Raw genomic sequence first — 18,687 nt, 5'->3', positions numbered from 1 at the left:
GAGCGAGTGGCGTGGACGGTGCGCAGCACCGTCCACCGAGGACTCCGGCGGCTCAGCCGCGCTCCGGTACCTCCATCTCGCCGAGCAGGTCCCAGTCGTCCTGGTCGACCGAGGTGTTGACGACCCGGGGAGTCCGGACCAGGTACTGCGGCAGCTTCTGCTGAGCGGCCCTGAAGTGATCGGACTGGACGTGGGCCGCGCCCGCGTCCCCGTCGCGGAAGGCCTCGACCAGCACGTACTGCGCCGAGTCCTCGACGCTGCGGGACCAGTCGAACCACAGGCAGCCCGGCTCGGCGCGGACGGCCTCGGTGAAGTCCCGGACGATCTCGGGCCACTGGTCGGCGTACTCGGGCCGGACGTCGAACTTGGCGGTAATGAAGATCATGATGGTCCTCGGTCGATGGGTCGGTTTTTCGGTGCTTCGCGGGCACGTCCGAAGACGCGCCGCGGCCCGGCACACTGGCTGTCGGCAGCGAGCTCACCCGCTGAAAGGGCGAGATCGTCCTCGACGACGATACCCGTGCCGACGGTGGTCGGCCCCGGACGCGGAGCCGAGCACCCCATCCCTATCAGGTGAAGCGCTCGGCCTTGATCGCGGCCACGAACGCCGACCACTGCGCACCGGTGGTGGTGAAATAACCGGCGCCGCGATCCTTGGTGTCGCGCACCGCCGCACCGGCGGCGACCCGCCCGACCTCGACGCAGTTGGAAGTGTTCGTGCTCCGACTGGACTTACGCCAGTTGTCCGGGGACTGCGGTACCGTCATGATGTCGTCTCCATCCTGTTGATGACATCGGCGATGAGCTCGACCGAGCCCTCCGGGCTCATCGCCACCTCCTGCACTCTATCCAGGGCGCTTTCATAGGCTTTTACCTCGTCAAGCTCGTGCAGGAAGAGCCCGGACACCCGGTTCTCCAGATGCACGACGGAGGTTCGGTCGTCGAACCCGACGAGATCGAACGGACCCTCCAACCCCGGATGCCATCCACAGCGAGCGGGAATGACCCGAATTTCCACATTGGCCTGATCCGCGTACTTCAGTAACTCCCGAAGTTGATCGAGCATGATTTCGGGACTACCGATCAACTGGTTGAGCACCGCCTCACCGATGAAGGCGCGTAGCTGTGCGGGATCCTTGCGGTTGATGGCATCGCGACGCCCCAGTCGAACCGCGACCCGCGTGTCGATCTCGGAAGTCGGCACACCGCCAGCCGTCATGATCCCGCGCGCGTACTCCGCCGTCTGGAGAAGGCCCGGAATCAGCAGCGGCGAGACAGTGATGAGCCGGGTCGATTCCCGCTCGATCTCCAGCAGGGCCGCGAGCTGCCGGTGCTGTTCCGGCATCCCCACGGACAACCAGTGCGCTCCTTCCGGGTTCCTCGCCAGTTCCGCCAGCTGCTCCCGCTGCCCGGCGGAGCCACCCACTTTGGCGAGGTAGGCAGTAACCTCCTCCGGCTTCGGAGCTCGTTGCCCGTTCTCCCATCGCGACACCGTCGCGTGCGACGTTTCGAGCTGCGTGGCCAACTGACGCAAGCCAAGACCTGCCGCCTCGCGGGCAGCTCGGAGCTCAGCGCCAAGAGCTCTCGCCTTCGGGGTGGTACCAGCCATGCACCACAGCATAAGCGGATGTGCACTGAGATCAAGGATCACTCGAACGAGGCATTGCCTCCTCTGGTTCCGTTGATCAAGCTGGTACAGAACCACAAGCACCAGAAGTGACAGGAGACAGTGATGGGTCGGCACGTGGAGATCGAACCGGGAGTCAGGGTCTACCGGCCGGGGTGGCGTTCGCACATGGAGCGCCGTCCCGACGAGACGCGGGAGCAGCACAACCACCGGCTGTCGCACTCGTGCTACCGGTGCGGGCACTACGAACCCGACGACGCGATCCTCGACCCCCACGAGGAAACCTGCACCGGAACATCCCCGGCCACCGAGGAACGATCACGACCCCGCTGATGGTGGTCCGGATCGCGGTGATCACAGCATCCCTCGCCCTCGGAATCTGGCTGTGGCACGCAGCGATCGGGGAGGACAAGGCAGCAAGAGGACCTCGCTCCTGCGCACGACCATGCTGCCGTCCCGGTACGGGCCGACACAGGATCCCCAACGCCCCCACGCGACGACGGACGCTCGTCCCGGCCTGGCCGAGCCACGACCTGGACGCAGAGTCTCGCCAGTTCCGCGCGAAACCGTGACTCCGGTTCCGAGTGCCCACATCACACCTGGTCACAGGGCCCAAACCAGCAAGCTACAGACGGTGAGAGTCCCATGACATCACCCGGGCGTCATGGGACTCTCGCCGCCACTTCTCACTAGATATCGACGCAGCTCAAACCAACCGCGATCAGTGGGCGAGTGACTTCATCGCCGCTTCGGCGAACCGGCGCGCCGTGTCGCAGGTCGGTGGATCCTCCTCATTGACGGTTTCGCCAACCTCGACTCTCAGCGACTGACCGCCCGCCACGTCAACGTAGATCCTGCACTTGTGGTCCGGGTCCGGACGGTCGCTGTCGAACCACACCTTGATCGCGCGAAACCCCTGAACACGGGGAATGTCTTGGGACCTCGCATCTTCGAACGAACTGTTCGTCCATCGGTCGATTCCATGATTCGTTATCGCGCTGACGTACACAGTGTTTCCGGTGCGCAAGCGATAAAAACAGGTGTTCCCTTCCGTATCGACACCCGGTACGGAATCAAGCTTCTGCGATTCCGTGCTTACCTGTATCTGCTGAAAGGAGGACTGGGAGATCAGGTCGCACGGTTTCACATCACCCATCGACAGCTCGCGGGGCCTGTCCGAGGAACCACACGCCGCCACCAACCCAAGACTCACCATCAACACAGCAGCGACCCGCAACGCACGCCCGATCATCCGTAGTACCGCACCTTCAACTCACTCGTCTTTACCTGGTAATCCTCGACCAAAAGGGCGGCGGCCTCGGTGGCCCGCGCGGCGAATTCACTTTCACGCAGCTCACGTTGAGTACCACGCTTGATCTGCGCGGTGAATTCGTCCATGCCTACAACGGACAACGCAACGCGGCCGTCGCCGGACTCGCCGTACGACTCAACCGCGCGGCACTCCTCCTGGAAATTGAAGTCGTGCTGATCGTTCGGATCAATGTCCAATCCTGTATCACTGATCGCCTCCCGGTACTGCCGCTGCCACCCCGCGTACAACAGGCGAGCCAGACTCGCCAGCGCCCGCTCCAAGGCACGCTCATCGATGAACTCGTACACGCTCTCACCGAACGAGAGCGTGAAATCGGTGCGGTTGTTCAGCTCGGCTTTGATGTCCGCGCCCGGGGCATTCACCCGCACTCGAATGCCGTCCAACCGTTCGGCCAGCTCACCCACTTTTCTCGTTCCTCCTAATCGTGACCACAGACACCTGCGCTGCTGGTCAGCTCGGTTCCTTCCATACCGGCAAGCTTCGGCCGCGCAGAAACGAAGGGCGAATCCTCTTTGCTCTTCTGCTGATTGACCTCGCCGGCATAACCGTTCAGCGCCTTGGCGATTTGACCTTCCTTTTCGCTGATGTGACCGGTGAGCTTGTCGATCGCATCTTTCATCGAGCTCACGACCTGCTCCGCCGACCCGCCACTTCCCTCCACCGCTTCGTAACCCTTCTGTGCCGCACCTCCCACCGCTGAAGCCGCGCCCACTACCGCGAAGGTCATCGACGCACCAGCGGTGAACGGTATGGCCCCGACCGCCGCCACCGCGCTAACCACCGACAACGTGAACTCGAGATCGGCCTTGCTGCAACTATTCACGTTGTCCAGCGCATGAAGTGTTTTTTTGCAATATTGGCAATATCCTCGCGCGCGCTCATCCACAGCTCCTGATCCGCTTCGACCGCGCCTTTCATGATCCCCAGAAGAAGAAGCCGGTTACTTGCAATCGCGGGAAACGGATCGAGGAACTTGGTCTTGAACGCATGCGCGGCCGCACCACTCCAACCGTTCAGACTGTCGGCCGCCGTCCCGATCTCTTCCATATCCGCGTTCGCACCGATAGGCTTCCCGGAGATCGGGTCTGTCATGTGCGCATTCTGGGAGAGCGAACTCATGGCACTGTGCAAATCGCCGATCAACCCTTGACACGAACTCGGATCGGGAATCCGAGCGAACGGCTAGAACAGAGGTTGAGCGCAATTCTCGTACTTCGCCTCTATTTCTCCTCGATCAACGGCCATCGCCCCCGCCCTTCCAGCCAGACGAAGCCGCTGGATATATTCCGCCTCAGCGGCGCTCTTCTCGATTTGCTTCGCGTCCTGCATCAGCCGGTCGTAGCTCATGGTGTTCCCTCCGGCTTCGGTGTGCCCCTCTCCTGCATCAGCTGTTCGATCCTGTCCGCGGCGCCTTGATCGGTAGCCGCATGCAGACTCACCGCCTCGTGCAGAGCGTTCGCCGTCTCGTCCAAGCTGGTCTTGGTCGACTTCAACACGTCGACGATCGCGCCGTTCAACTGACCGTACGCACTGGACACCGGACCGCCTGAGCCGTGGAACTGATCCGGCACCTTGGACATCTCACCCAGCGCCGCTTCCCCACCCTGGCACTTGCCGATCGCGCTGTCGTAGACACCGGCCACCGTCGGCAGGTAGTCCTTGGCGACCTTGTCCAAGCGATACAGGTCGACGGCGAACCCCGCGCCGCTGTCCGTCATGTTCGCTCCTTGATCGTCTGCGGTCGGTGCACGCTAGCAGTCCGGTTGGGACGGCTGGGGCCGTTTGCAAAGTTCGCCCCGATTCGCTGACCGCAGGAACGAAGAAGGCACCGCGCGGGTGGCTCAACATCCCGGAATAACTGGTAAAAGCGGCTTGGGGGTTTACAATTTTCCCTAAAGTTGTGTTCCCGCTGGCGTGTTCGTCTTCGTCAGGCGGTGCAGGCGCAGGGCGAGTTGGATCTCCAGGGCGCGCTCCGGGCGGTGCCAGTCCTCCCCCACCAGAGCCGCGATCCGCTCCAGTCGCTGGGTCACGGTGTTGACGTGCACGTGCAGGCTCCGACCGGTGCGCGTGAGATTGCCGCCGCAGGCGAAGTAGGTCTCGAGGGTCCGCACCAGCTCCGTTCCCCGCCGGGCGTCGTAGTCCAGCAGCGGACCGAGCGTGTCGGTGACGTAGCCGGCCAGGTCGGCGCGATCCCCGAGCAGCACCCCGAGGAATCCCAGCTCGGACAGGGCCGCGCCCTCCCCGGACCGGCCCAGCGTGAACATCGCTTCCAGACAGCGGGTGGACTCGGCGTGGGTGTCGACGAGCGCGTCGATGCCCTCGGACGGCCCCGCCGCACCGACGGTGACCGGTTTGCCCAGGGTCGTGTGCAGTTCCCGCGCGACCGCGCTCGCGGCAGCGCCCGCGTCGCCGACCGGCAACACCAGCACGACGCGCTGGCCGTGCGTCCCCGCCAGCCCCCCGGCGCGTGTGGCGTAACGGGAGGCCGCGGCGGCCAGGCGCTCGCGGGGAACCGCGTCCGCGTGCGCCGTCAGCACGGCGTGGGCGGCGGTGAGGTCGACGCCGATGCGCCGCGCACGGGCGAGCAGGCTCGCCCGGTCCCGCTCGGGGGTGGTGAGCAGGTCGGTGACCAGTGCCCCGCGCACCTTGTCCTCCGCCTCGGCGGTCGAGCGCTGCAGCAGCAACAGCAGGGCGGTGACGACCCCGGCCCGCTCGAACAGCCGCCGGTCGGCATCGGCCATCTCCTCACGTCCGACGAGGGTGAGGCTGCCCAGCAGCTCGGGACCGGCCAGCACGGCGCAGATCCAGGATCCTTCCCGGGGCACGGCTCGCCCGCTGGTGCGCGAACGCTGGACGGCCGGGGCGGGTGGGGGCAGCGACTCGGTCTCGATGCGGGCCAGCTCCGTGCCCGCGGCGTCGTGGACGAGGATGCCGCCACCGAGCACCTCGGAGACCGCACCCGCCACGTCGGACACGCTGCCGCCCCGCAACACCAGGTCGGTCAGCCGATCGTGGGCCTGTTCGGCACGCAGCATCGCCTCGTTGTGGGTGCGGATGGTCTCGTGCGCGGTGTTGAGCTCGTCCAGGGCGCTGCGGGTCTCCTCCAGCAGGCGCGCCGTGTCGATGGCGATCGCGGCATGGTCACCCAGCGATGCCAGCAGAGCCACTTCCTCGGAGGAGAACTCGCGCGGAGCGCGTTCGGCCGCGTAAAGCACACCGATCACGGAGCCGCCGACCTTGAGCGGGACGCCGAGAATGGCGACCAACCGCTCGTCGCGCACGGCCGCGTCGATGGCCTCGGTGTGGTCGAACCGCTCGTCGTCGAAGTAGGAGGGGGTGGCGTAGGGCCGGACCCGCTGCGCCACGAGACCGCCCAGGCCCTCGCCCATGCCCAACCGCACCCGCTGGAACAGCGGCGAGACGCAGCCGTCGGTGACCTGCATGTAGGTGGTCCCGGCGGTGTCGTCGTTGAGGCTGAGGTAGGCGACGTGGGTGCCCAGCAGCTTGCGGGAGCGGTGCACGATCGCGCGCAGGACCGCGTCCACGTCGCGGACCCGCGCGAGGTCACCGGCGGTGTCGAACAGGGCTTCCAGCTCGGCCTCGCGGCGACGGCGCTCGGTCAGCGTGTGCCGCAGCCGCAGCGCGAGGGCACTGGCCTGCTCGATCCGGGACAGTTCCGCCGAGTCGGTGCCCGCCCTGCGCGCCGCGGCCGGGACCTGCGCGAGCTCCTCACCGGTGCCGTCCCCCGCGAGCAGCTCGAACAGACGTAGCAGGTACTCCGCCGGGTCCGCCATGCCGCTCATCGTGGCAGCGCGGAACGGCCTCGGTGGGAGGTGGGCTCGCCGTCACCGACTCGCCGGAACGCCCGGTTTCTCACCGGCGTCGGAGTCGTCGAGGGAACTGCCCCGGGTTTCGGTGGCGAAGAGGATGGCCGTGGAGGTCAGCACCGCTCCCAGCGCCACGTACACCGCGATCGGCAGCCAGCTGTCGAAGGCGGCCAGCAGTGCCGTGGCGATGGCGGGTGCCAGTCCTCCGGCCACGACCGAGGCGAGCTGGTACCCGATCGAGGCGCCCGAGTAGCGCACCCGGGTGCCGAACAGTTCCGACATGAACGCGGCCTGCGGGCCGTACATGGCGCCGTGCAGGATCAGTCCGACGGTGATCGCCAGGGTCATGAGCGCGAAGGACTCCGTACCCAGCAGACCGAAGAACGCGAAGGTCCACACCCCGGTTCCGATCGATCCGAGCAGGTAGACGGGCTTGCGTCCGATCCGGTCCGACAGCGCTCCCCACATCGGAATGACCGCGAAGTGCACCACCGAGGCGATGAGCACCGCGTTGAGCGCCATGCTCTTCGGCAGCTGCAGGGAGGTGGTGATGTAGGTGAGGACGAACGCGGTGATGACGTAGTAGCACACGTTCTCGGCGAACCGGGCGCCCGAGGCGATCAGGACCTCGCGCCACTGGTAGCGCAGCACCCGCACGATCGGCATCGGTTCCGGCTCGGTGCTCTGCTCGGCGTTGCGGGCGGCGGCGGTGAACACCGGCGACTCGCTGACCGACAGCCGGATCCACAGACCGACCAGCACCAGCAGCCCCGACAGCAGGAACGGGATTCGCCAGCCCCAGGCGAGGAAGGCCTCGTTGGACTGCACGGTCGCCAACACCGCCAGCACGGCGGTGGCCAGCAGGTTTCCGCAGGGCACGCCCGCCTGCGGCCAGGAGGCCCAGAACCCCCGCCGGGCGCTGTCGCCGTGTTCGGAGACGATGAGCACGGCACCGCCCCATTCGCCGCCGAGGGCGAAGCCCTGCACGACCCGCAGCAGGGTCAGCAGGATCGGCGCGGCGAGGCCGATCGTGGCGTGGGTGGGCAGCAGTCCGACCGCGAACGTCGACCCGCCCATCATCAGCAGGCTGATGATCAGGAGTTTCTTGCGGCCGAGCTTGTCGCCGAAGTGGCCGAAGACCAACCCGCCCAGCGGGCGGAACAGGAACCCGATCGCGTAGCTGGAGAACGCCAGCAGCGTCCCGACCAGCGGACTGCCCGCGGGGAAGAACAGCACGTTGAACACGAGGGCCGCGGCCGAGCCGTACAGGAAGAAGTCGTACCACTCGATGGTCGTACCGATCATGCTCGCACCCACGATGCGAACGATCGAGCGTTGTGGCGGGTTTTCACCGTGGCTCATGGGTCACCGCTTTTTCCGTGGAGGCTCGGGAGTTCTCGTGGACCCCTTCCAGGGGCGCGACGGCATCCGGTTCGTCCGGGTCGACGGCGTGAGCGATACCGCCGAGCTCGTCGCGGAGTCCTCGAACATACCGAGACACGTTAGCCACCTCACAGCCCTCACGCCTATGTGTATGCCGAACACACTCGAACGCAGACAGGTGTGTCCTTCCGACATCACCGCCGCTCCGAAATCCCCACCCCACCTCGCTGGTGCCGACGCCCTCGTGGAGGTCATGCTGGAAACATGATCCTTCCGTCCGACGTCGCAGCCGCCGCCACTCGTGTCCACGACCATCTCCGCACGACTCCGCTGGTCGAAGCCGATCCGGCGACGTTCGCGCCCGCGGCGAAGGTCTGGCTCAAGCTCGAGCAGCTGCAGCACACCGGCTCGTTCAAGGCACGCGGTGCGTTCAACCGCATCCTGGCCGCGGCCGAGGAAGGACACCTGACCGACGCGGGGGTGGTGACCGCTTCCGGGGGCAACGCGGGCCTGGCCGTGGCCCACGCCGCCGCGCAGCACGGTGTTCCCGCGCAGGTGTACGTCCCGGAAACCGCACCGGCGGTGAAAGTGACCAAACTGGACGAGCTCGGCGCCAACGTCGTACGAGCTGGCCGGAAGTACGCCGACGCCTACGAGGCCGCCACCCAGCACGCCGCCGAGACCGGCGCCCTGTTCTGCCACGCCTACGATCAGCTCGAGATCTGCGCCGGTCAGGGCACCCTCGGCCGGGAACTCCTCGAACAGACCCGCGGCGAGCTCGACACCGTCCTGCTCGCCGTCGGCGGTGGCGGACTCATGGCCGGGGTCGCGGCCGCCCTGGAGGGGGACTCCGGGGTCGTGGGCGTCGAACCCCGCACCGCCCCCACCCTCGACGCGGCCCTGGCCGCCGGTGAACCGGTCGACGCGGAGGTCTCCGGGGTCGCCGCCGACTCCCTGGGGGCCAGCCGCCTGGGCGACATCGCCCACGCGGTGGCGGCTCGGACCGGCGTCGAATCGGTCCTCGTCGACGACGACGACATCGTCGCGGCACGCACTCTGCTCTGGGAACGACATCGCCTCGTCGTCGAGCACGGCACCGCAGCCGCCCTCGCCGCCCTGCTCTCCGGTGCCTACCGGCCCCGGGAGGGCGAACGCATCGCCGTCGTCCTCTGCGGCGCCAACACCGACCCCACCGATCTCGTCCAGCCCATCCGCTCCGGATGACCGGGAGCGGTCAACCGCCTCGCCGCAGTGGCAGGGCGAGGAACGCGCAGCCGGCGCCGATCAGCGACAAGCCCGCCGCCACGAGAAAGGCGACCGTGAAGGCGACGGGCGCCGGGACGTGACTGCCGGGAAGAGTGATCGTGGTCAGCAGTGCCGTGGCGATCTGCGCCCCGACGGCACCCCCGACCCGCCGGAGTACCGAGTTGAGCGCGGTCGCGATGCCGGACTGCGCGACCGTGGCCAGCGCCACGATGCTGCCCGCCGCGCTGATGCTGATCCCGAACCCCAGGCCCAGCCCGCCCAGTTCGAGCATCAGCATCCACGTCTGCCCGCGCCACAGAGCCATCCCGAGGGTGCTGACCGCCTGAGCCAGCAGGCCGAGCGCGAAGACGGCGACCGGTCCGAGGTGTCGGGAGAGCGGGCCGGTCATCGGCCCGCCGACCGACTGACCCAGCGCGCGGGGCAGCAACACGATCCCGGCGAGCAGCGGTCCCGCCGCCAGCCCGAACCCCGTCCGCGCGGGACCTGCCGCGGTCTCCTCCAGCAGGAAGGGCAGCAGGATGTTGACGCTGAACACGGCGTACCCGCCGAACAGCGCGGCGATGTTGGTCAGCAGCACCGTCCGGGAGGTCGCCACGCGCAAATCCATCAGCGGCTCGCTGGTGCGCCGCTCGCGAACGACCCAGCCGCAGGCGGCGAGCACCATCAGCAGGAACATGCCGAGCACCGGCGGAGCGGTCCAACCCTGCTGCGGACCCTCCGTGAGGGCCACGATCAGCGCCGCGATGGTGCATCCGAGCAGCACCGCCCCCGGAATGTCCAGACTCGCCGTCGAGCGCGGCGAGTCGGCGGGCACGACCAGCCACACCAGCCCGATCGCGAGCACCAGCACGATGACCCCCACCCCGAACACCCACCGCCAGTGGGCGAACTCGGTGATCACCCCGCCCAGGCTGAAGCCGGCCAGCCCGCCGAGCCCGAATCCTCCGGTCAGCATCCCGATCCCCCTGCGCACCTGCCGGTACGGGAGGTGCTCGCGGACGAGGGAGAAGCTCAGCGGGAACACGACCCCGCCCACTCCCTGGACGATCCGGCCCAGTACCAGCATCCCGATCGAGGGCGCCACAGCCGCCGTGACGCTGCCCAGCAGGAACACCGTCAGGGCGGCCACGAACACCCGCCTGCCGCCGAAGCGGTCGGCCATCTTGCCCAGGAAGATCGGCATCACCGAGGCGGTGATCAGGTATCCGGAGAACACCCAGGTGGTCCACTCCCGCGAAGCACCGAAGTCGCGCTGCACCACGGGAAGCGCCGGGGTGATGGCGGTCTGCTGGAATCCGTAGACCGTGTCCGCGACCAGCAGGCTCGCCAGCACCAACCAGCCCGGTGGCGAGCTCAGCGGACCTGCGCGGAGAAAGCGGGCGGGGCGAGTCACCCGTGACACCGTCTCACCGTGACGGTCGTACTGCGACAAGGGACCACGAGCCCCGATCCGTGGTCACCGAGCCTTCCGGCACCCGCGGGCGGGGGGAACATAGTGATCGCCGATCACGGGTAGCACTGCTGTCATGCAGCTCGTGCAACTGATGGCCGCCGTACTGCTGTTGGCGGGCAACTTCTTCTTCGTGGCCGTGGAGTTCTCGGTGACCAGCGCCCGGTCGACGATGGTCGACGACCTGGTCGATCGCGGCGCGCGGGGATCGGGCTCCCTCCAGCACGCGGTGCGCCACATCGACGCGTACCTGTCGGCGTGCCAGCTGGGCATCACCGTCTGCTCCGTCGGACTGGGCATCACGGCCGAGCCCGCCGTGGCCCACGCGCTGGAGTCCCTGTTCGGCGGGGGGACGTGGCTGGGCATCGCCGCGACCGCCCTGGCCTTCGCCCTGGCCTACGCCATCGTGTCGGTCTTTCACGTCGTGCTCGGCGAACTGACCCCGAAGAGCCTGGCGATCGCCCGGACCGAACGCACCGGGCTGGTGCTGGCTCCGCCGATGCGCGTGATCTACCTGCTGACCAAGCCGGTCGTGGACCTGCTCAACCTCATGGGCAACGCCGTGCTCAAGCCCTTCGGAATCCCTCCGGCCAGCGAGGCCGGTCACTCGCCACACACCGAGGCCGAGCTGCGCACCCTGATCGGGCAGAGCGAACGCGAGGGCATCCTCGACCCCGAGGAGCGGGTCTTCGCCGAAGGGGTGTTCTCCTTCGGCGACCGCCGCGCGCGGGAGGTGATGGTTCCGCGCCCACGGATTCGCACACTGACCGCCGAGCAACCGCTCACCGAAGCCGCGCGCACGGCCGTGAGCAGCGGCCACACCCGGCTGCCGTTGTGCGAGCCCGCCGGTGACCTGGACACCGCCACTGGTTTCGTCCACGTCCAGTCCCTGCTCGGTTCGCTGATCGACGACGCTCCCCCGGAGCTCTCCGAGCTGGCCACCCCGATCTTTCGGACCTCGGAGGTCGTGCTGCTCGACGAGCTGCTCACCGAACTGCGACAACAGCGCCAGCACATGGCCCTGCTGGACAACGAGCACGGCACCGCGGTCGGCATCCTCACCCTGGAGGACATCCTCGAACAGATCGTCGGCGACATCCGCGACGAGTACGACACCGAACAGCAACGCGACGTCGAACGGTTGTCCGACGGCTCGGTTCGCGTCCCCGGCACGGCGCCCCTCGAAGCGGTTCGCACCAAGCTCGACCTCGACGTGGCCGAACACCGGGAGGCCACCCTGGGCGGCTACCTCACCGAGACGGCGGGCCGCGTTCCCGATCCCGGAGAGGACCTCGCGATCGGCTCCTGGCGGGCGACGGTCGAGGACCACGACGGGTCCACCGTCAGTTCGGTACTCCTGCGTCGGCACCCCGAGGACGAATCGCGGTAGGGCGCATCGGCCACACCGATGTCGTCCTGTCGCGGTGTTCGGCCGGAGCCACGGTGCCACCGAGCCGACGACCACGACCCGGCCCGAAATCCCCGGTCAGAGCGTCTTGCCGACTTCGGCGAGCAGCTCGGGGCCGCGCGCCCGCAAGCGGTTGATCGCCAGCCCGCCCCACCACCAGCTCGTGGCGGCGCCGACGGCCAACCCCACCGGCACCGCCAGCCAGCGCAGCAACGCGCTGTCGGTGACGGTGCCCGCGATCAACAGCGCGGCCGGGGGAACCGCGACGAGCACGAGCAGACCACCCATGGCCAGCTGCAGAGCTCCCCGCGCGCAACCGGGACGACCACCCGCCGAGAGCGGATTGGAGTTCTTGCGCTGATCGGGCATCGGGAACGCGGCGAACACGCTCATCAGCAGCACCAGCCCGGACCCCGCGCCCAGCAGCACCGGCAACAGCCCGAACATCCACACCAGCGCCCCGGGACTACCCGTGATCAGCGGCAGCGCGACGGCCAGCAGGACGGCGAGCGGGCCGATGACCAGCAACCACGCGAGCTGACGACCCCGCACGTCGGCCCGCACCGCACCCGGAACGGACAGCGTGTGCCAGAACGCGCTGCCGTCGAAACCGTAGAGATTGCCGGCCTGCAAGCAGCAGAAGGCCACGACGAACAGCGCCAGGTAGGGCAGCATCCCGGCACCGCCGGACTGGGACTCCGGAGCGCTCATCCGTGGCGTGACGATGATGACCACACCGATGATGACACCGGTGATCAGCATCATCCTGCGCCTGCTGTCCCTCCACCACAGTCGCAGCTCCTTGCCCGTGACCGCACCGATCGGCGTGTCGGGCAACAGACCGCGGAGCGCCCCACGGCGCGACTCGGTGCGGCTCGGTCCGCTTCCGGAGGAGACCGCGACGGTGGTGCGGCGGGTCAGCAGCTTCCCGTAGAGCGCGAGCAGCACCGCGATCAACGCCACGAGGCCGAGTCCCAAGCCGAACACCAGGATCCAGTTCCCCGCGGCCGCCGCGCGCACCGCGACCGGCCCCCAGCCGCTCGGCAATGCGTGCAACACGCTTATCAGCCCGGTGGCTCGACCTTCGATGACGGCGGGAGCGAGGGTGTTCGCCGCGTAGTTGAACGCCACTCCGGAGAAGGCCAGCAGTGTCACCATGATGATGCCGAGATCGCGGCCCCGGCGCGAGCTCATCAGCGCGCCGACGGCGCCGAGCAGCACCCGGGACAGCAGCACGACGCCGAACAGCAGCAGGACGGCGAACACGGCACCGACCAGCGCCGGCAACCCACCGAGCTGCGCGCCGTAGACCACCATGCCCGAGAACGCGAGCAGCGTCACCACCGCCGGAACGCCGACGAAGCTCGCGGCCAACAAGCCGAGGGCGAGTCCGCGCGGCGGTATCGGCAGCAGCTTGAAGTGCTCGGCGCGCAGCGTATCGTCCGCGCCACCGCTCACCAGTGGACCGAGCACCCAGCCGATCAGCCACACCGCGAACAGCGCGGACAGCAGGTCGACCGCGGCACCGGGCCGCACGAACTCGACCAGCCCGCTCAACAGGCTCACCAGCGCCAGCATCAGTCCGAACACGGCCCCCAGCACCAGCGGCACCACCTGCGCACCGCCGCGCAGCGAGTGGCTGAGCACGCGCAGCTTCATCGCGATCAGGACGCCAGCCACGACAGTCCCTCCCCGCCGCCGGTGCCGCCACCGACGATGTGCATGAACGCCTGCTCCAGGCTCTGCTGCCCGCGCACCGAATCGACGTCACCGGCGGCCATGACCCGCCCCTGGGTGATCACGGCGACGTGCGTGCACAGCTGCTCCACCAGCGCCATCACGTGACTGGAGAGCACGACGGCACCCCCCGACTCGACGAAGCGCCCCAGGATGGTGCGGATGGTGCTCGCCGAGACCGGGTCGACGGCCTCGAAGGGCTCGTCGAGGACCAGCAACCGCGGACCGTGCAGCAGCGCCATCGCCAGCCCGATCTTCTTGCGCATCCCGGCCGAGTAATCGATGATCATCGTGCGCTCGGCGTCGGTGAGCTCCAGCACGCTCAGCAGTTCCTGGGCGCGCTGGGTCACGACGCTCGTGGGGAGACCGTGCAACCGCCCGGTGTAGGTCAGCAGCTCGCGGCCGGTCAACCGTTCCGGCACCGAGAGCCCGTCCGGCAGCACGCCGATCAACGACTTCGCCCGCGTGGGGTCCGTCCACACGTCGTGATCGAAGATCGAGGCACGGCCCCCGTCGGGGCGCAGCAGTCCTACGGCCATGGACAGCGCGGTGGTCTTTCCCGCACCGTTCGGGCCGACGAGCCCGAAGAACGAGCCGCTCGGCACCTCCAGGTTCACGTGATCCACGGCCGTCGTGGAACCGAACACCTTGTACAACCCGGACAACCGCAACGCGGTGGCGGTGGCGGGTGCCTCCCCGTCGGATATCAGCTCCGGCCCACCGGAAAACTCGGTCACGCTCTCACTCCCATGCCGTCGGCGCGGTCCTCTCCCCGCAGGATTGATCTCCCGGGGAAGGCTATCGCGCCCGGCACCCCCACAGGGGCTGGTTTTCGGAGATCCGTATCGGGGATGCGTCACGGCCGCACCACCCGGGGACGCGCCGAGGCGGCGCCGGTCGCGGGTTATGCCGGGACCGGACGTGGGCTTCGGGAGGCTTTGAGGCAGCGCTGGAGTTCCTCACCGTAGGGCAGGACGATGGCCGAGGTGATGGCCGCGCCGACCGCGGCGAGATATCCCTTCGGCAGCGGACGGGCCTTCCACCGCAGGTGCCAGGCCCGCGGGTGATCGGCCTGCTCCAGCAGCGCCCGCACCTGCTCCCAGTGCAGGCACAGCAACGCCGAACTCGTCATGAACGGCATCGACTCCAGGAAGCTGTGGATGTGCTGCTCCCACGGACGCACGTCGCGTCCGCTGTCGACCGCCGTGGACACGTCCCACAGGGCCGTGGCCTCGTGGGCCGCGATCGCGGCCGCGATCAGCGTCAGCACCAGCGGGTTGATCTCGCAGGTCAGGGCCACCATGACCGGGACGCCGACCTCGGTCATCATCAGCGCGTGGATCAGGGACTCCCGCGTGCCCGCCGTGTGCTCGATGTCGGTGCGTCGGTGCTGGTACCAGTCCAGCACCGCCGGAACGAACCAGGCCGGCAGCAGTCCGTACAGCAGGTAGCGCAGCGTCGCGCTCTCGACGTCGACGGCGCGGTGCGGGATCCGCAGGGGACGTGGTTGCCGCCGCGGCGGGCCCACGGCCCGCCGCAAACCGGACAAGGGAGCTCGACGCATCACATCGCCTTCCTGACCAGGAACGAAACACCTCTCCGGCACACTGGCACACGCCGTGGCAGCCCGCAGGGAAGGCGCGATCCGATCAGGGCAGCGGAGTGTGCGCCGGCTCCACCCGCTCGTTCTCGTTGACGGGGCCGGGTGGTGTGCCGTGCCCGAACGGTCGTCCGCCGAGCGCCTCGCGCCCGTGCGGTGCGACCCATCCGGACAGGTCGGGTCCGACGGGAACGATCCCGGTGGGATTGATGTCGCGGTGGACGAGGTAGTAGTGCTCCTTGATCTGCTGGAAGTCCACCGTGTCCCCGAATCCGGGGGTCTGGAACAGGTCCCGCGCGTACGCCCACAGCGCGGGCAGCTCCGTGAGCTTGTTGCGGTTGCACTTGAAGTGCCCGTGGTAGACGGCGTCGAAGCGCACCAGGGTGGGGAACAGGCGCACGTCGGCCTCCGTGATCGAGTCGCCGACGAGGTAGCGCCGGTCGCTCAGGCGCTCCTCCAGCCAGTCGAGCGCGGTCCACAGGCGCTCGTACGCCTCCTCGTGGGCGGCCTGGCCCCCCGCGAAGCCGCACCGGTACACGCCGTTGTTCACCTCGGTGAACACGCGCTGGTTGATCGCGTCGATCTCGTCCCGGTGCTCGGCGGGCAGCAGGTCGGGAGCACCCTCGCGCTGATGGTCGCTCCACTGCTCCGACAGGTCGATCGTGAGCTGCGCGAAGTCGTTCGTCGCCACCGCGCCCGTCGCGGTGTCCACGAGCGCGGGGACCGTGATCCCCCGCGAGTAGTTCGGGTCGCGCCGGAAGTACGCCTCCCGCAGGCGCTCGATCCCCAGGACCGGGTCGCGCCCACCGGGATCGAGGTCGAACGTCCACGACCGGGAGTCGTGCGTCGGACCCGCGAGGCCGAGCGAGATCGCGTCCTCCAGCCCGAGCAACCGCCGAACGATGACCGCCCGGTTCGCCCACGGGCAGGCCCGCGCGGCGATCAGCCGGTACCGGCCGGGCTCGACGGGAAAGCCGTCGCGCCCGTCGGCTGTGACACGGGTCGCGATGTAGTTGGTGTCGCGGGTGTACTCCCCACCCCTGGCCGAGTGGTCCCCGTCCTGGCCGCGCTCGGTGCTTTCGGTGCTCGGTGCGGTCTTGGAAGTCTCGCTCACACGTGCGAGCCTACGTCGGTCCTCCGCGACCGACCACTTCGCGAACCCACGACTCGCCCGGGGATCGGGAAGAACCGCCGTGCTTTGGCGCTCCCACGTACCTGCGCACCGGCAGCGGAACGGATACGCTGGCCGAAAGTGCGAAGCTTCGCCCGCGCCGGAGGCTCCCGTGCCCGACACCGCGATCTTCGACGTCGACGGAACGCTCGTCGACACCAACTACCACCACGCCCTGGCCTGGTTCCGCGCCTTCCGCCGCTTCGACATCACCCTGCCGATCTGGCACCTCCACCGGGCGGTCGGCATGGGTGGGGACCAACTGGTGTCCCACGTCGCCGGTGACCGGATCGAACGCGAACACGGTTCCGCGCTCCGGGCGGCGCACACGGACGAGTTCGACGCTCTCCTCGCCGAAGTCCGTCCGCTCGGAGACGCGCACCGCCTCCTCGCCGACGTCAGGAGCCGGGGTTTTCGCCTCGCGCTGGCCACCTCGGGGTTGAGCGCCCACGCCGAGCGCTCCCTCTCGCTGATCGAGGCTCACAGCGTCGCCGACGCGCGGGTCACCTCGGACGACGTCGAGCGCACCAAACCGGCCCCCGACCTGATCCACGCCGCGCTGGCCAAGGTCGGAGGAACCTCGGCCGTCCTCGTCGGCGACTCGGTGTGGGACTGCCGCGCCGCCGCGAAGCTCGACGTACCGACCGTGGCCGTGCGGACCGGCGGTTTCTCCGTCGCCGAACTCACCGACGCGGGCGCCGACACCGTGTTCGAATCCCTTCCGGAGCTGATCAACGCCCTGGACGACACGCCCCTGTCCGAGGCCACCGAGGCCCCTCAGCCGCGGTAGTGGTAGCCGCACACCTCGGTGAACCCCGTGCTGCCGTAGAGGCGCAGCGCCGGGTCGTTGCCGCCGTCGACCTGGAGGTACATGCCGTCCGCTCCTCGGCTGCTCGCCCAGTCGGCCAGGGAGACCAGCACGTCGCGGGCCGCGCCCTCACCCCGTGCCCGCGGGAGGGTCGCCATGCTGAACACTCCCGCCCAACCGTCGTCGACGACCGAGCGGCCCACCGCAACGACCTCGTCTCCGCGCAGCGCACTGGCGTACACGCTCGGTCGATCCACCCGGCGGAGCATGTCCCACTCGGCCCGGGGATCGCTGCCACGGCCGCCGACGGCGTACCAGACGTCGAACCACGCCGTCGTCGGGACTTCGTTCAGCTGGATCCTCAGCCCTCCCGGTCGTGCCCGCGCCCGGACCTCCTCGGGTGAGGCCGTACGCAGTGACATCGGACTGTGGCGACGGTAGCCGCGCTCCGCCAGGACCGGATCGAGGTCGCCCGGGCACGCACCCGGACTGATCTGGAACCTCGTCGCCACCCCGAAGTCCGCGTAGAACCTCTCGGCCACCGCGATCCCGCCCATCAGCTCCTCGCGACCGGCCGAGCCGTGCGGCAGCACCGTTCCCACCCACCAGGAGGAGCTCACCGAACGGCGCAGCCACCAGTCACCGACGTACTCGACGTGCTCGGCGGGCAGCGCCCTGCCCACTCGCTCCTGCAGACCTTGCACCGTCTCCGGGTCGACCAGCACCGGCTCTCCTCCGTTCGAAGGGCTCGCCGAGATGGTGCGGCAGACCGTCAGCGGTTACCAGTCCGCGAGCGGTGGTATCACCGGCCGGGGCCGTTCACGGCGTCGAAGGTCTGCACGTCATCGACACCTCCGCCATGCCGACCCTGCCCGCCGCCGACACCGCCCCCACCATCATGGCCCTGGCCGAACACTGCGCCCGACACGCGCGGCGAGCGCTACGCGAGCACCGGTCGGAAGGTCGGGAAAACCGACGACACGAAGTCGGGGCGTCGCAGCGAGCGGGTGTGTTCTTCGTCCGCTTCTCGGGAAATTACCTCGTTCGAGGGATGGACTCGGAAAATTCTTGACTGCG

Annotated in this window: 23 protein-coding genes and 1 pseudogene; 6 read left to right on the top strand and 18 right to left on the bottom strand. The window is 68.6% G+C overall.

Annotated features, from left to right (window positions below):
* Positions 1-52: 52 nt before the first annotated feature.
* The 4 genes and pseudogenes from FHX42_RS17890 to FHX42_RS26755 form a co-directional block, all read right to left on the bottom strand.
* Positions 53-385 (bottom strand): putative quinol monooxygenase, encoded by a 333-nt coding sequence (locus FHX42_RS17890; protein WP_182545555.1) that lies wholly within the window; start codon positions 383-385, stop codon positions 53-55.
* A 184-nt stretch (positions 386-569) separates the two neighbouring features.
* Positions 570-767, bottom strand: a complete 198-nt coding sequence (locus FHX42_RS17885) for a DUF397 domain-containing protein (protein WP_182545554.1) — start codon at positions 765-767, stop codon at positions 570-572.
* The gene (locus tag FHX42_RS17880; RefSeq protein WP_235987524.1) at positions 764-1,345 is read right to left on the bottom strand and encodes a DUF5753 domain-containing protein; all 582 of its coding nucleotides are present in this window, start codon (positions 1,343-1,345) and stop codon (positions 764-766) included. Before FHX42_RS17880 ends, FHX42_RS17885 begins: the two co-directional genes overlap by 4 nt.
* A gap of 63 nt (positions 1,346-1,408) precedes the next feature.
* Positions 1,409-1,609: pseudogene (locus FHX42_RS26755) on the bottom strand (helix-turn-helix domain-containing protein); the annotation flags it as partial.
* A 123-nt stretch (positions 1,610-1,732) separates the two neighbouring features.
* On the opposite strand from FHX42_RS26755, the gene FHX42_RS17875 reads away from it, so the two are divergent.
* Positions 1,733-1,960 (top strand): hypothetical protein, encoded by a 228-nt coding sequence (locus FHX42_RS17875; RefSeq protein WP_182545772.1) that lies wholly within the window; start codon positions 1,733-1,735, stop codon positions 1,958-1,960.
* A 388-nt stretch (positions 1,961-2,348) separates the two neighbouring features.
* On the opposite strand, the gene FHX42_RS17870 is transcribed toward FHX42_RS17875, so the two are convergent.
* The 8 genes from FHX42_RS17870 to FHX42_RS17845 all read right to left on the bottom strand — a co-directional run bounded on the left by FHX42_RS17870 (position 2,349) and on the right by FHX42_RS17845 (position 8,149).
* Entirely contained in the window at positions 2,349-2,879 is a 531-nt protein-coding gene (locus FHX42_RS17870; protein ID WP_182545553.1) for a DUF3558 family protein, read from the bottom strand.
* Positions 2,876-3,364 (bottom strand): hypothetical protein, encoded by a 489-nt coding sequence (locus FHX42_RS17865; protein WP_182545552.1) that lies wholly within the window; start codon positions 3,362-3,364, stop codon positions 2,876-2,878. The genes FHX42_RS17870 and FHX42_RS17865 overlap by 4 nt, the downstream gene beginning before the upstream one ends.
* 14 nt (positions 3,365-3,378) lie before the next feature.
* On the bottom strand, positions 3,379-3,846 hold the full coding sequence (locus FHX42_RS25985; protein ID WP_220480519.1) for a hypothetical protein: 468 nt from the start codon (positions 3,844-3,846) through the stop codon (positions 3,379-3,381).
* Positions 3,780-4,052, bottom strand: coding sequence for a hypothetical protein (locus tag FHX42_RS25980; protein ID WP_220480518.1), 273 nt, complete (start codon positions 4,050-4,052; stop codon positions 3,780-3,782). Before FHX42_RS25980 ends, FHX42_RS25985 begins: the two co-directional genes overlap by 67 nt.
* Before the next feature lie 90 nt (positions 4,053-4,142).
* The gene (locus FHX42_RS25975; protein ID WP_220480517.1) at positions 4,143-4,307 is read right to left on the bottom strand and encodes a hypothetical protein; all 165 of its coding nucleotides are present in this window, start codon (positions 4,305-4,307) and stop codon (positions 4,143-4,145) included.
* Positions 4,304-4,678, bottom strand: a complete 375-nt coding sequence (locus tag FHX42_RS17855; RefSeq protein WP_220480516.1) for a hypothetical protein — start codon at positions 4,676-4,678, stop codon at positions 4,304-4,306. Before FHX42_RS17855 ends, FHX42_RS25975 begins: the two co-directional genes overlap by 4 nt.
* A 174-nt stretch (positions 4,679-4,852) precedes the next feature.
* Entirely contained in the window at positions 4,853-6,754 is a 1,902-nt protein-coding gene (locus tag FHX42_RS17850; RefSeq protein WP_182545551.1) for a helix-turn-helix domain-containing protein, read from the bottom strand.
* 51 nt (positions 6,755-6,805) lie between these two features.
* Complete coding sequence (locus FHX42_RS17845) at positions 6,806-8,149, bottom strand: MFS transporter (protein ID WP_182545550.1); 1,344 nt, start codon at positions 8,147-8,149, stop codon at positions 6,806-6,808.
* Between FHX42_RS17845 and FHX42_RS17840 the strand changes: the two genes are divergently transcribed.
* Positions 8,076-8,438: a hypothetical protein gene (locus FHX42_RS17840; protein WP_182545771.1), complete on the top strand. Its 363-nt coding sequence runs from the start codon at positions 8,076-8,078 to the stop codon at positions 8,436-8,438. The two genes, FHX42_RS17845 and FHX42_RS17840, sit on opposite strands and share 74 nt — an antisense overlap.
* Complete coding sequence (locus FHX42_RS17835) at positions 8,435-9,394, top strand: threonine/serine dehydratase (RefSeq protein ID WP_182545549.1); 960 nt, start codon at positions 8,435-8,437, stop codon at positions 9,392-9,394. The genes FHX42_RS17840 and FHX42_RS17835 overlap by 4 nt, the downstream gene beginning before the upstream one ends.
* 10 nt (positions 9,395-9,404) lie before the next feature.
* Here the strand turns inward: FHX42_RS17835 and FHX42_RS17830 are convergent, their stop codons facing one another.
* On the bottom strand, positions 9,405-10,829 hold the full coding sequence (locus FHX42_RS17830) for an MFS transporter (protein WP_182545548.1): 1,425 nt from the start codon (positions 10,827-10,829) through the stop codon (positions 9,405-9,407).
* A gap of 133 nt (positions 10,830-10,962) precedes the next feature.
* Between FHX42_RS17830 and FHX42_RS17825 the strand changes: the two genes are divergently transcribed.
* Positions 10,963-12,276, top strand: a complete 1,314-nt coding sequence (locus tag FHX42_RS17825; RefSeq protein WP_182545547.1) for a hemolysin family protein — start codon at positions 10,963-10,965, stop codon at positions 12,274-12,276.
* A 96-nt stretch (positions 12,277-12,372) separates the two neighbouring features.
* On the opposite strand, the gene FHX42_RS17820 is transcribed toward FHX42_RS17825, so the two are convergent.
* From FHX42_RS17820 to FHX42_RS17805, 4 genes are all read right to left on the bottom strand, one after another.
* Positions 12,373-13,974: a hypothetical protein gene (locus tag FHX42_RS17820; RefSeq protein ID WP_182545546.1), complete on the bottom strand. Its 1,602-nt coding sequence runs from the start codon at positions 13,972-13,974 to the stop codon at positions 12,373-12,375.
* Positions 13,959-14,768: an ABC transporter ATP-binding protein gene (locus tag FHX42_RS17815; RefSeq protein WP_328796351.1), complete on the bottom strand. Its 810-nt coding sequence runs from the start codon at positions 14,766-14,768 to the stop codon at positions 13,959-13,961. Before FHX42_RS17815 ends, FHX42_RS17820 begins: the two co-directional genes overlap by 16 nt.
* Before the next feature lie 167 nt (positions 14,769-14,935).
* Positions 14,936-15,595, bottom strand: coding sequence for a diguanylate cyclase/phosphodiesterase (locus tag FHX42_RS17810; protein WP_235987452.1), 660 nt, complete (start codon positions 15,593-15,595; stop codon positions 14,936-14,938).
* Between the two features lie 85 nt (positions 15,596-15,680).
* A complete protein-coding gene (locus FHX42_RS17805) occupies positions 15,681-16,640 on the bottom strand; it encodes a glutathione S-transferase family protein (protein WP_328796411.1) in 960 nt (319 codons plus the stop codon).
* A gap of 274 nt (positions 16,641-16,914) precedes the next feature.
* On the opposite strand from FHX42_RS17805, the gene FHX42_RS17800 reads away from it, so the two are divergent.
* Positions 16,915-17,592, top strand: coding sequence for an HAD family hydrolase (locus FHX42_RS17800; RefSeq protein WP_182545544.1), 678 nt, complete (start codon positions 16,915-16,917; stop codon positions 17,590-17,592).
* On the opposite strand, the gene FHX42_RS17795 is transcribed toward FHX42_RS17800, so the two are convergent.
* Complete coding sequence (locus FHX42_RS17795) at positions 17,580-18,335, bottom strand: GNAT family N-acetyltransferase (protein WP_182545543.1); 756 nt, start codon at positions 18,333-18,335, stop codon at positions 17,580-17,582. The two genes, FHX42_RS17800 and FHX42_RS17795, sit on opposite strands and share 13 nt — an antisense overlap.
* A 71-nt stretch (positions 18,336-18,406) precedes the next feature.
* On the opposite strand from FHX42_RS17795, the gene FHX42_RS17790 reads away from it, so the two are divergent.
* Positions 18,407-18,682 (top strand): GMC oxidoreductase, encoded by a 276-nt coding sequence (locus tag FHX42_RS17790; RefSeq protein WP_182545542.1) that lies wholly within the window; start codon positions 18,407-18,409, stop codon positions 18,680-18,682.
* Positions 18,683-18,687 lie beyond the last annotated feature (5 nt).

The sequence above is a fragment of the Halosaccharopolyspora lacisalsi genome, from assembly GCF_014137975.1.
Taxonomy (GTDB): domain Bacteria; phylum Actinomycetota; class Actinomycetes; order Mycobacteriales; family Pseudonocardiaceae; genus Halosaccharopolyspora; species Halosaccharopolyspora lacisalsi.
The sequence above is the reverse complement of the archived record's forward strand: the minus strand, read 5'-3'. Positions and strand labels throughout refer to the sequence as shown.

What these genes read in the sequence shown, in the direction of transcription:
- FHX42_RS17845 (WP_182545550.1), bottom strand. Translation starts at nt 8,149, where the DNA reads ATGAGCCACGGTGAAAACCCGCCACAACGCTCGATCGTTCGCATCGTG.
- FHX42_RS17855 (WP_220480516.1), bottom strand. Translation starts at nt 4,678, where the DNA reads ATGACGGACAGCGGCGCGGGGTTCGCCGTCGACCTGTATCGCTTGGAC.
- FHX42_RS17810 (WP_235987452.1), bottom strand. Translation starts at nt 15,595, where the DNA reads ATGCGTCGAGCTCCCTTGTCCGGTTTGCGGCGGGCCGTGGGCCCGCCG.
- FHX42_RS25975 (WP_220480517.1), bottom strand. Translation starts at nt 4,307, where the DNA reads ATGAGCTACGACCGGCTGATGCAGGACGCGAAGCAAATCGAGAAGAGC.
- FHX42_RS25980 (WP_220480518.1), bottom strand. Translation starts at nt 4,052, where the DNA reads ATGACAGACCCGATCTCCGGGAAGCCTATCGGTGCGAACGCGGATATG.
- FHX42_RS17890 (WP_182545555.1), bottom strand. Translation starts at nt 385, where the DNA reads ATGATCTTCATTACCGCCAAGTTCGACGTCCGGCCCGAGTACGCCGAC.
- FHX42_RS17880 (WP_235987524.1), bottom strand. Translation starts at nt 1,345, where the DNA reads ATGCCGGAACAGCACCGGCAGCTCGCGGCCCTGCTGGAGATCGAGCGG.
- FHX42_RS17885 (WP_182545554.1), bottom strand. Translation starts at nt 767, where the DNA reads ATGACGGTACCGCAGTCCCCGGACAACTGGCGTAAGTCCAGTCGGAGC.
- FHX42_RS17870 (WP_182545553.1), bottom strand. Translation starts at nt 2,879, where the DNA reads ATGATCGGGCGTGCGTTGCGGGTCGCTGCTGTGTTGATGGTGAGTCTT.
- FHX42_RS17825 (WP_182545547.1), top strand. Translation starts at nt 10,963, where the DNA reads ATGCAGCTCGTGCAACTGATGGCCGCCGTACTGCTGTTGGCGGGCAAC.
- FHX42_RS17875 (WP_182545772.1), top strand. Translation starts at nt 1,733, where the DNA reads ATGGGTCGGCACGTGGAGATCGAACCGGGAGTCAGGGTCTACCGGCCG.
- FHX42_RS17850 (WP_182545551.1), bottom strand. Translation starts at nt 6,754, where the DNA reads ATGGCGGACCCGGCGGAGTACCTGCTACGTCTGTTCGAGCTGCTCGCG.
- FHX42_RS17835 (WP_182545549.1), top strand. Translation starts at nt 8,435, where the DNA reads ATGATCCTTCCGTCCGACGTCGCAGCCGCCGCCACTCGTGTCCACGAC.
- FHX42_RS17840 (WP_182545771.1), top strand. Translation starts at nt 8,076, where the DNA reads ATGGTCGTACCGATCATGCTCGCACCCACGATGCGAACGATCGAGCGT.